Consider the following 8,312-nt stretch of genomic DNA (forward strand, 5'->3'; position numbering starts at 1 on the left):
CATGACCGCTGAGACATAATCAAGGGTGGGTCAAATCTCGGTGAAAATACCGGGTCACTTCTCAGCGAAAATCAACAGTCATCCGGTTCATGACGCGAGACAAAAGGCAGTTTGACACCATGGTGCAGACCGACCATCAGCGTCAAACACGGGGTCATCCTGACCGTTCCCAGTGGAACGTTGAAGTGATGTGCGTCGGGCAAAAGCGCACCAATCTGAGGTGCCGGCGCTGTGATGACCACCCGATCGAACGTCTCATTGCCCCCTTCCCAAACCAGTTTCCAACGACCATTCGCTTTCACGATACCCTCTATGCGGGTTTCTTTTCGAATACTCAGCCCGATGCCCAGATACTTAGCCAAGCTGGTCATCCCGGGGACGCCGACAAATGTTGGTTCTTCACGATCCTGCGGCCACCGCGCCAAGGCACCAGCGGCTTCGGCTCGCTTCAACATCGCGGAAAAACCGTCGCCTTGCGCTGTGAGATACTGGGCACCGTGATCGAATTGGAAGCCGCCCCCCGCGCGGCGCGTTGCCATCCTGCCGCCCAGTCCCCGACCCTTGTCAAAAACCACCACATCCACGCCGCGCTGCATCAATTCCCGCGCGCAGGTCAGGCCAGCCATACCGGCGCCTATGATGGCAGTTTTGGCGGTCCGCCCTACCAATGTTCAGTCCCCGGCGCACCCTTGGTGCGACCATGCAGGTTGGATGTCACCCACCCGCCGTGGAAGTCGCCCGACTGCGGAATGACCCGCTCTTCACCAACAAAACACGCATCCATCGCTGCCGCGTAGGATGTCCCACGACCTGCGAGTGCCTTGAAAGACAGGTTTGGTGATGGAGAGGCCCAAGCGGCTCGGGCGGCTATTGTGCCGCCGTTTTGTACGTCGAAATAAGGCACCTGCCCTTTCCCCTCACAAAAGGTGGAACTGTGCACAGGGATCAACTCGGCCATCACGTCTTCGGGCGGAATGTAACAGGTTGGCGCATGATGGGTGTCAAGGTCCCTCAAAGCACGCGTTGTTTCTGCGGCAAGTTCCGACATCGAGAGAGACTTAATCCTTGAGCAAACTGCTATAGCGATGCCATCCGGCAGCAGCCAAAGCAAACGTCATTTTTCAACGAGTGAGCACGACATCCGCGCGGATGTCGAGCCCATCCTCCACGCTGTCGACGAGGTAGTGCGCGACACTGCGCCGGGAGACCAATCCGTTTCGCCAACTCGATGGATCGCGCAGCACCTTAAGCCCGCTTGATTTGGTACTATTGGTCAGAATGACCGGTCGTGCGATTGTCCAGTCGAGGTCACTTTCCACGATCATCGCCTCCTGCCTGTCCTTGTCGGCGTAGGGCTTGCCAAGAAAGGCCCTGTGACCGAGACGCTCTATGGAACTCATGGCACTTCGAGAACGTCCCGCGCCAAACCCGGTCACCGCCACCAATCGCTTGGTGTCACTGTCTTTCATGGCGTCAATCAGCACACGTGTACTGTCGGAAAAAAGCGTCTCTTCTTCCCAAAGCATCGCAAGCCGTTCCCTGATACCCAAGGCGTAGATGACTGCACGGGTGCCTGCGAGCGCCGCAGTCACATCGTCGACCGACCGCGCGTCCCCAGCAAATGGCTCGATCAAATCGGTTTTTTCAAGACGGTCTGCGCTGCGCGCAAACGCACGCACATGTAGTCCGCGATCGACAGCTTCTGTGACAGCGAGCGCGCCAATTCCGGAGGTCGCGCCCATTATGAGTATCGGTGCGCTCAATTCAGCATGTCTTCGTAAAGGCTATGATACGCGCGATGTGTCGCTCGGTCGCCTTTTCGGACGTCTACGCGGCGCAAGACCTCTTTCAACGAGTCCCAAGGGCGGTCCACACTTGGCGTAACCGGGCTCGGACGGTCCGTCACATCCGCATGCGTTGCGGTCTCGGGGCGATCGGTATTGCTCATGTTCAAACTCCTTCGTGGTCGGTTGCGGGCCTTTGTCGGCGTTGGTGGTGTCCGAGCGCCGCCCGTGACCTCAGCTGAGAGGTAGCCCGCTGTTGCGAAAAGGCATCCGTGATTTTCAGCCTTTGACCATACCCCAGCAACAACAGAAGAAGGGCTACGCCAATGATCGGCATGTGGCCGACGAATTCGACAAGCGCGGCTTCGTTATTGCCTTGGATAATGAAGACGATGTTCGATATCGCCATCATCACCGACAAGGCCAAGACCGCGAGGCGGACCGTCGTGCCAAGGATAAGTACGATCCCGATGACCGCTTCGACCATCCCCGCGGACAAGACAAACAGACGATCGTCGAAAAAGTCGATACCGAGTGCCTGCATGAAGTTCCATTGATACTGCGCAACAAAAACCTGTCCCAGTGCCGAGGGCGCCAGTTTTTCTCCCACGGCCAGAGCAACAAGCGAAATCCCCGTCCAGATGCGCAGCGCATCTACTGAGTATGGCTTGAGTAAATCCCGGCGTGCCTCATCCGCGATGGAGTTTAGCAGCAAGAAGAACGCGATCCCGACAATGATCGCGTATTCAAGTGCGGGAAACAGACCGAATTTGAGGGTGACACCAGCGTGGAGGATGAGCATCATGATGGCTGCGATTTTGATCCACCGGTTGGCGATCAGCATGATACCGATGACTGCCTGCATGACGACGAGAACAAGGCCGAACGTCCCGTCCGCAACCTTATGTGGGGCGACCAGTGACCCCTCGTAGGCGGTCAACAGAAAGCTCATCCCCGTGAAGACGCGCAGGATTTCCATAAAATCGTGACGAAGCTTCGTCTCTGCAACGCGGAGCGTAGGCAATTTCCCGTCAATCCAGACTGAGAAAAAAACCATCATGGTCGCAAGGCATATCCACACCAGAAAAATGGGATCAGTCACATTGAAATTGGCAAGCGGTTCTGCGTCACGCTCGACGAACCAATTCACGTGCGCAGTGGCACCCGTTGCGATCATGCACATCGTCAGGGTTGACCCGACCAAGCTCAACTTTCCCACGGCTTTTCTTGTCCTCATTAGCCTACTCTTGTTCATGAAATGGGACGTAGGCCTCAGCTTGCGGTTTGACACCGAGCGTAGCCTTATGTCGCACAACTACCTCGAATAGGCCTCTGAGTGCCTAAGCCAACGAGTCAAAGGCTCCTTAAGGAAAAGAAATGCCCAGGTGCAGCTTGTATCCTCGTGCACGTCTTGACGGCGGTACCAAAGCGACAAACTGGCCAGCCTGGCTGGGGTGTCCGATCTCTACCGCAGGGCCCGCGTCGAGTCCTCAGCCATGTTTGTTGGGGGCATGGGATTTCGCGTCGACGTGGCGTCGCGTTCTGATAAAGTGTCAGTATCTCAGGAAGACGAGACACGCGGAGGAGACAAACTCGGATGCCAAATCAAGAACTTGAACAGGGTTATCTCAGATCGCTGCTGGAAGACGATGAGATTGAGATGAGCGTGGTCTTTTCCGATCCGTCTGTTCCTGACAATCCGATGATTTTCGTGAGCGATGAATTCGAAGATCAGACCGGCTATTCGCCCGAAGAAGCCGTTGGGCGGAACTGCCGTTTTCTTCAGGGACCGGATACAGATCCTCATGCAATAGAGGCAATCCGTCAGGGTCTGAAAGCGCAGACACGCTTTACCATCGACATCCTGAACTACCGCAAAGACGGATCACCGTTCCTGAACCGGTTGCGCATAAAGCCTATCTATGATGCCGATGGTGGCTTGATGTTTTTTGCGGGCGCACAGAACCCAGTATAAACGATCCCGCGCACTAGGAGCCAGCGAGCCGGACGAGCACGATGGCAGCAGCGCCAATGTGCGCCAGAGTGATCAGAACCGAAAAGCCGTGCAGAACTTTGAACCGGGTCTTCGCGCCCTCATCGGTGGCGGTGTTGATTGCGGGCATGAGAACTTGGCGCGCGAGGATCGTGGTCAGCGCTATGGCCATGAGAATTGCGCTTGAAACTGGATCGAACGCAAATGCGATGGCAGCCGCGACTGCTGAACTTGCCAACACGAAAAGATAGAAGTGGGGAAAGGCGCGTCGGATGAGGGGACCTGCGGTTTCCGGCGGAAGTGCGGTGAAGACGAAGGCTGCGAAGCCGAAGGAATACAGAACCATGCCGCCGAACAGAAGCGCCGTGACAAGAAGCGAGATTTCGAACATCAGTGTTTCCTCGGTTTGCGCGCAATGCCCATGTAGATCACGCTCTTGATGGGAAGCGGGCCAAAGGTGAAGTCGCCGTTGCGGTTAACGCTGCGTGGTCCAAGGCCCTTCATCGGGCCGGACACAAGGCCCGCTTTCTCGACCGCGGTGGACAACTCTGCGGGTCGAATGAAAAGTTCTGGATCGTGTGTGCCTTTGGGCAGCAGGCCCAGGATATCCTCGGCCACCGTGATCGTCACGAAACGCGACAGGAGGTTGCGATTGATTGTGTCGAACAGGAAAAGGCCCCCGGGTTTCAGAACGCGCGCCACTTCGGCCAAGACTTTGGTGAGATCCTCGACATGTTCCAGGACGTCGACGCAGACGACAACGTCGAAGGCAGCGTCTGCATAGGGTAGCTCTTCGCCCACCCCAACATCATATTGGATTTCAAGACCGGCCTCGGCCGCATGCGTCCGCGCGGCGTCGATCGCTTGTGCCGCGGGGTCGATCCCCGTGACATTGGCCCCGCGCGTCGCAACCGCCTCTGCCATGAACCCCCCGGCGCACCCGAGATCTAGAACCGCCAGACCGCCCCAATCCACGTGGTGGTCGAACCAGGCAAGCCGACCCGGCACGAGATTCTTGAGCGTGCGCACCCAGCGAATGTCGTCCGACCACCAATTGGCGGCGACATCGTCATAGATGGACAGGTCGTTTCGGGTTTTCTCAGTCATGTCTTTCCCCTTTTCCGATCGCCGGGACCGCGTAAGGCACTTGGCGTTTGTAACTTTCGAAGCGATCACCGTAGCGCGCCGCGAACCGGCGTTCTTTCAGCTTGGGTGCAGCGAGGCAGTAGAAGGTCAAGCTGAGCGCAAGTGCCAGTTGGTCCGGGCTCCATGTCGGCACGGTCCAGAGTGTCAGCGCAAAGGCCACGTAAATCGGTTGCCGTATGATCCGGAACAAGCCACCTGTGGGCATGTCAGGGAACTTTGGCGTCGCGTTCCGCATCAGTGACATCCAGCCAAGCGCGCCCGACTGCACCTCGGCGCCTGCATCCCAGCTGGCCTTAATCAATAGTCCCCAAGCAGCTGCGTAAGCTGCGGTCACAGTGTAAAGCATCCAGCCCTCGGCGCGCCACCAGACGATCCCCGTGGGGGTCCATAGCGAAAACAGAGCCAGCAACTGGAGCGACGCGATAAGCGCGTAGGTCGTCGTGCTCAGCGTTTGGGCATGGGGGCCCGGAACCAAACGCATCAGGAAGCGCATACCGGGGCCAGTCAGGAGGAGCGAGTGCACCAATGGGAATTGCAGGATGAGAAGAGCGTTGGCGACAATGGCATACGGCCAAGAAACGCTTCCCAAGCTGCAGCTCATCCCGAAATACATCGCCAAGATCATCGCCGCGACGGCCATTGCAAAGACCAGGTGCACCGCCGCGCCAAAGGTCAGCGCCAAAGCGATGCGGCCCGCCCCGGCTGGCGGTGACATCGCGCCTCGCACCAAGGTTTCAAGCCTTTGGAAATGGGACTCTGGCACCATCGCTACCGAACGGAACTGTGCTGTGGCATCGGCTTGGCACCAAACCGCGCCGCCACTTTGGACAGCAGCGGCCGAACCGGAAGAAACAGTCGGTAGCCCAGTTCCAGAAAAGGTGTCGCGCCAAGTAACCGGGCAAGCCGTGCCGCCCACTGCCAGCCGGGCAATGTTTGCCAGACCGCAACAAAAGCGCGCGCACCCGAAATCAGCGTGCCATCCGGACGGCGTACGTGGAACCGACGCATTGCGGCGCGCGCGTCCAAGTCCGGGCCAAGACACACGTCCGCCTGTGAGGCATCAACGAAACACAGCTGTTCGCTACCGGCTTGCGCCTTGTAGTGCTTGATTTCCACTGAGCAGAGCGGGCACGCGCCATCAAAATAGACAGTTGCCCGCGCAAGTGTGTCAGTGTTTTCCATGTCGGCCCGATTGGCTTGCATGACGATCGTGTCCGCTGTCCCCGATCGCATTTCAAACGTCTCCGTACCGTTTGAGTAGACGCTGGAGCGTCCGCCTGTGCATGTCCAACGCACGAGCCGTTTTTGAAACATTCCCATCCAATTCATGGAACACATGCTCAATATGCTCCCTGCGCGCCGCATCGGGCGTCATCGGAGCGGATGGGGCCGGTGGATGTTCATTTCTCGGCCTGATCAGCGCTTCTACGATTTCATCGGCTGTTGCAGGTTTGGCGATAAAATCAATGGCGCCTGCGCGTACGGCGGCGACGGCGGTCGGGATGTTGCCGTAACCCGTAAGGATGATGGCGCGGATGCCAGGATCACGCTGTTCGAGGGTCTCCACAAAGGACAGACCACTGCCATCCAGCAGGCGCAGGTCGACAACTGCGTATTTCGGCAATTCGGTATCTGCCTGGGCCATCGCCTCAGACAAGCTGCTGGCCTCGCGCACGTCAAAGCCGCGCCGATCCATTGCGCGCGCGAGGCGACCGCGCAGGGCGTCGTCGTCTTCGACGATCATCAGGGACGTGTCGTTGATTGCGTCTAACATCTGTCTACTCCTTCATGTCGGCAGGGTGTCATACTGCGCCTGCACTCTTCGTCCGCTAAGGGTCAAAAAGGGGTCGCATTTCGGTTTACGGAGGTGGTCAGCGCAGGTGGACACGCAGCATCCAGGCGAATTTCTCATGAACCTGACCGCGTGCAATGCACAGATCTTCTGTGATCGTATCGCCGTAGTTGGCTGCAATTTCGCCGGTCGCCTTCAGAGTGGCTGCCAGTATTTCTTCGGCGTTCAGAAGCGTGGCGATTAAGTCCGTGGAGGTCATGTCTACCTGTGGCTCAACAATGCTCGAACGCTCAAGCATGCGTGCAAGGTTGCCATCGGCATGGCCATCGAGCGCCTTGATCCGTTCGGCAAGATCGTCCTGTCCGGCAAAGTGATCCTCGTAGATTCCCTGAAACATCTGATGCAGCGGCGCAAAGTTCATGCCCGTCACGTTCCAGTGGAAATTCTGCGCCATCATCGTCGAAACGGCTGTTTCGGCGAGCGCCGTGTTCAGGGCGGCACAAATTTCTGGCCGTCCATCTGTATCAAGTTTTTCAGCAGCGAAAGTCATTTTCGGCACCTCATTGTTTATCTTGCAATTGATAGGTGTACGTCGTGGGGCCCGCGCCGGATCGACGTCGCGACGTTCCGCCGCGCCGATGGCCGCGGAACTGCACTGGTCATGTGGGCTTTTTTGATAGGAGGTTTTCCAAGGTCGCTTTATGAGCGCCGGGGATGCGTGCAACCAGGACTTGCTCGGCGTTGCTTAAATCATCGCCAACGACAACGAACGCCACCATGCCCATCCCCTGGTGCGGCAAGCACACGTCTGCGGTAGGGCCTGTTTCTGTGACCTTATATACCACGCAATGTTCATTTTGCCTTTAAACGCATCTTGGTTTTCTCGCAGAACACCCTTCACGGACCGGGCATTTTGAGATTTGTCCGTCGGCACAAAACGGCCCACATCGCCCACCTCAGTTCGGATCAGTTCCTCGCTGAAAACCATTCTGTCACCGGCGACGTACCTGTTCAGCATTTCGATTGTCTCTGCGAACGCCCCAAAGGTCGATGCGACCGGGACGGCGGTTGAGAACAGATTATTACGCTTGATGTTCTCCAAGTTTTAGATTCGATTACAACTGGATTTAGTGGTTCCTGGCTGACCGCCTGCCCCATATGGTGGAATGGCGACAGTCCGTCACCCTTTTCCTACGTCCGGCTGTGCGCGTTTCACGATGACAAGAGCAACTGCGCTACGACCGACCCCAGAATTGGCGGAACGATAAAGCTTGCCGCCACAAACAATATTGCACGTCGCCTGAATGGCCGCAGACACTGTTTGGTTCCGTCCGGTTTTTGCATGACGCTCAGGTAGACCGCCATCAAACTGTTGCACTGGGCTATTGTGACGCAGAAAAGTGGACATCGCCTGTGTTTCGCCTCTCTCGGTCAGTGTCCTGGCTTTGCATTTCAGGCCTTTTTTGACTTCAAATGAAGCGATTGCCCTAAAGAGCCTTCACTCGGAACACGCTTCATCCGTATCCGTCTGGTGTCGGCGCGGTTTCAGGCCTTTTCCGGCTGCCAGTTCCACGGCATGAGTTCGTCGATGCGATTG

At 57.3% G+C, this 8,312-nt stretch carries 12 protein-coding genes; 1 reads left to right on the forward strand and 11 read right to left on the reverse strand.

All coding sequences use genetic code 11. From position 1 onward, the window contains the following. Positions 1-71: 71 nt before the first annotated feature. From LC354_RS24800 to LC354_RS24820, 5 genes are all read right to left on the reverse strand, one after another. Complete coding sequence (locus tag LC354_RS24800) at positions 72-668, reverse strand: NAD(P)/FAD-dependent oxidoreductase (protein ID WP_223428653.1); 597 nt, start codon at positions 666-668, stop codon at positions 72-74. Then, positions 662-1,048, reverse strand: a complete 387-nt coding sequence (locus LC354_RS24805; protein WP_223428654.1) for a DUF427 domain-containing protein — start codon at positions 1,046-1,048, stop codon at positions 662-664. Before LC354_RS24805 ends, LC354_RS24800 begins: the two co-directional genes overlap by 7 nt. 73 nt (positions 1,049-1,121) lie before the next feature. Beyond that, complete coding sequence (locus LC354_RS24810) at positions 1,122-1,742, reverse strand: NAD(P)-dependent oxidoreductase (protein WP_223428655.1); 621 nt, start codon at positions 1,740-1,742, stop codon at positions 1,122-1,124. A gap of 17 nt (positions 1,743-1,759) precedes the next feature. Continuing rightward, entirely contained in the window at positions 1,760-1,948 is a 189-nt protein-coding gene (locus tag LC354_RS24815) for a hypothetical protein (protein WP_223428656.1), read from the reverse strand. Between the two features lie 2 nt (positions 1,949-1,950). Beyond that, a complete protein-coding gene (locus LC354_RS24820; protein ID WP_223428657.1) occupies positions 1,951-3,003 on the reverse strand; it encodes a hypothetical protein in 1,053 nt (350 codons plus the stop codon). A 378-nt stretch (positions 3,004-3,381) separates the two neighbouring features. Here LC354_RS24820 and LC354_RS24825 point away from each other — a divergent pair, with 378 nt between their 5' ends. After that, positions 3,382-3,759 (forward strand): PAS domain-containing protein, encoded by a 378-nt coding sequence (locus LC354_RS24825; protein WP_223428658.1) that lies wholly within the window; start codon positions 3,382-3,384, stop codon positions 3,757-3,759. A 13-nt stretch (positions 3,760-3,772) separates the two neighbouring features. On the opposite strand, the gene LC354_RS24830 is transcribed toward LC354_RS24825, so the two are convergent. The 6 genes from LC354_RS24830 to LC354_RS24855 all read right to left on the reverse strand — a co-directional run bounded on the left by LC354_RS24830 (position 3,773) and on the right by LC354_RS24855 (position 7,265). After that, positions 3,773-4,168: a DUF4149 domain-containing protein gene (locus LC354_RS24830; RefSeq protein ID WP_223428659.1), complete on the reverse strand. Its 396-nt coding sequence runs from the start codon at positions 4,166-4,168 to the stop codon at positions 3,773-3,775. Further along, complete coding sequence (ubiG, locus tag LC354_RS24835; protein WP_223428660.1) at positions 4,168-4,884, reverse strand: bifunctional 2-polyprenyl-6-hydroxyphenol methylase/3-demethylubiquinol 3-O-methyltransferase UbiG; 717 nt, start codon at positions 4,882-4,884, stop codon at positions 4,168-4,170. Before ubiG ends, LC354_RS24830 begins: the two co-directional genes overlap by 1 nt. After that, the gene (locus LC354_RS24840) at positions 4,877-5,638 is read right to left on the reverse strand and encodes an isoprenylcysteine carboxylmethyltransferase family protein (RefSeq protein WP_223428661.1); all 762 of its coding nucleotides are present in this window, start codon (positions 5,636-5,638) and stop codon (positions 4,877-4,879) included. The genes ubiG and LC354_RS24840 overlap by 8 nt, the downstream gene beginning before the upstream one ends. A gap of 53 nt (positions 5,639-5,691) precedes the next feature. Next, positions 5,692-6,156 carry a thiol-disulfide oxidoreductase DCC family protein gene (locus LC354_RS24845; protein ID WP_223428662.1) on the reverse strand — a complete coding sequence of 155 codons (465 nt, stop codon included), beginning with the start codon at positions 6,154-6,156 and terminating at the stop codon, positions 5,692-5,694. A 1-nt stretch (position 6,157) separates the two neighbouring features. Next, the gene (locus LC354_RS24850; RefSeq protein WP_223428663.1) at positions 6,158-6,697 is read right to left on the reverse strand and encodes a response regulator transcription factor; all 540 of its coding nucleotides are present in this window, start codon (positions 6,695-6,697) and stop codon (positions 6,158-6,160) included. A 97-nt stretch (positions 6,698-6,794) separates the two neighbouring features. Then, a complete protein-coding gene (locus tag LC354_RS24855; protein WP_223428664.1) occupies positions 6,795-7,265 on the reverse strand; it encodes a Dps family protein in 471 nt (156 codons plus the stop codon). Positions 7,266-8,312: the final 1,047 nt, after the last annotated feature.

It is taken from the genome of Tateyamaria pelophila, assembly GCF_019966495.1.
In the GTDB taxonomy this organism is placed as follows: Bacteria; Pseudomonadota; Alphaproteobacteria; order Rhodobacterales; family Rhodobacteraceae; genus Tateyamaria; species Tateyamaria pelophila.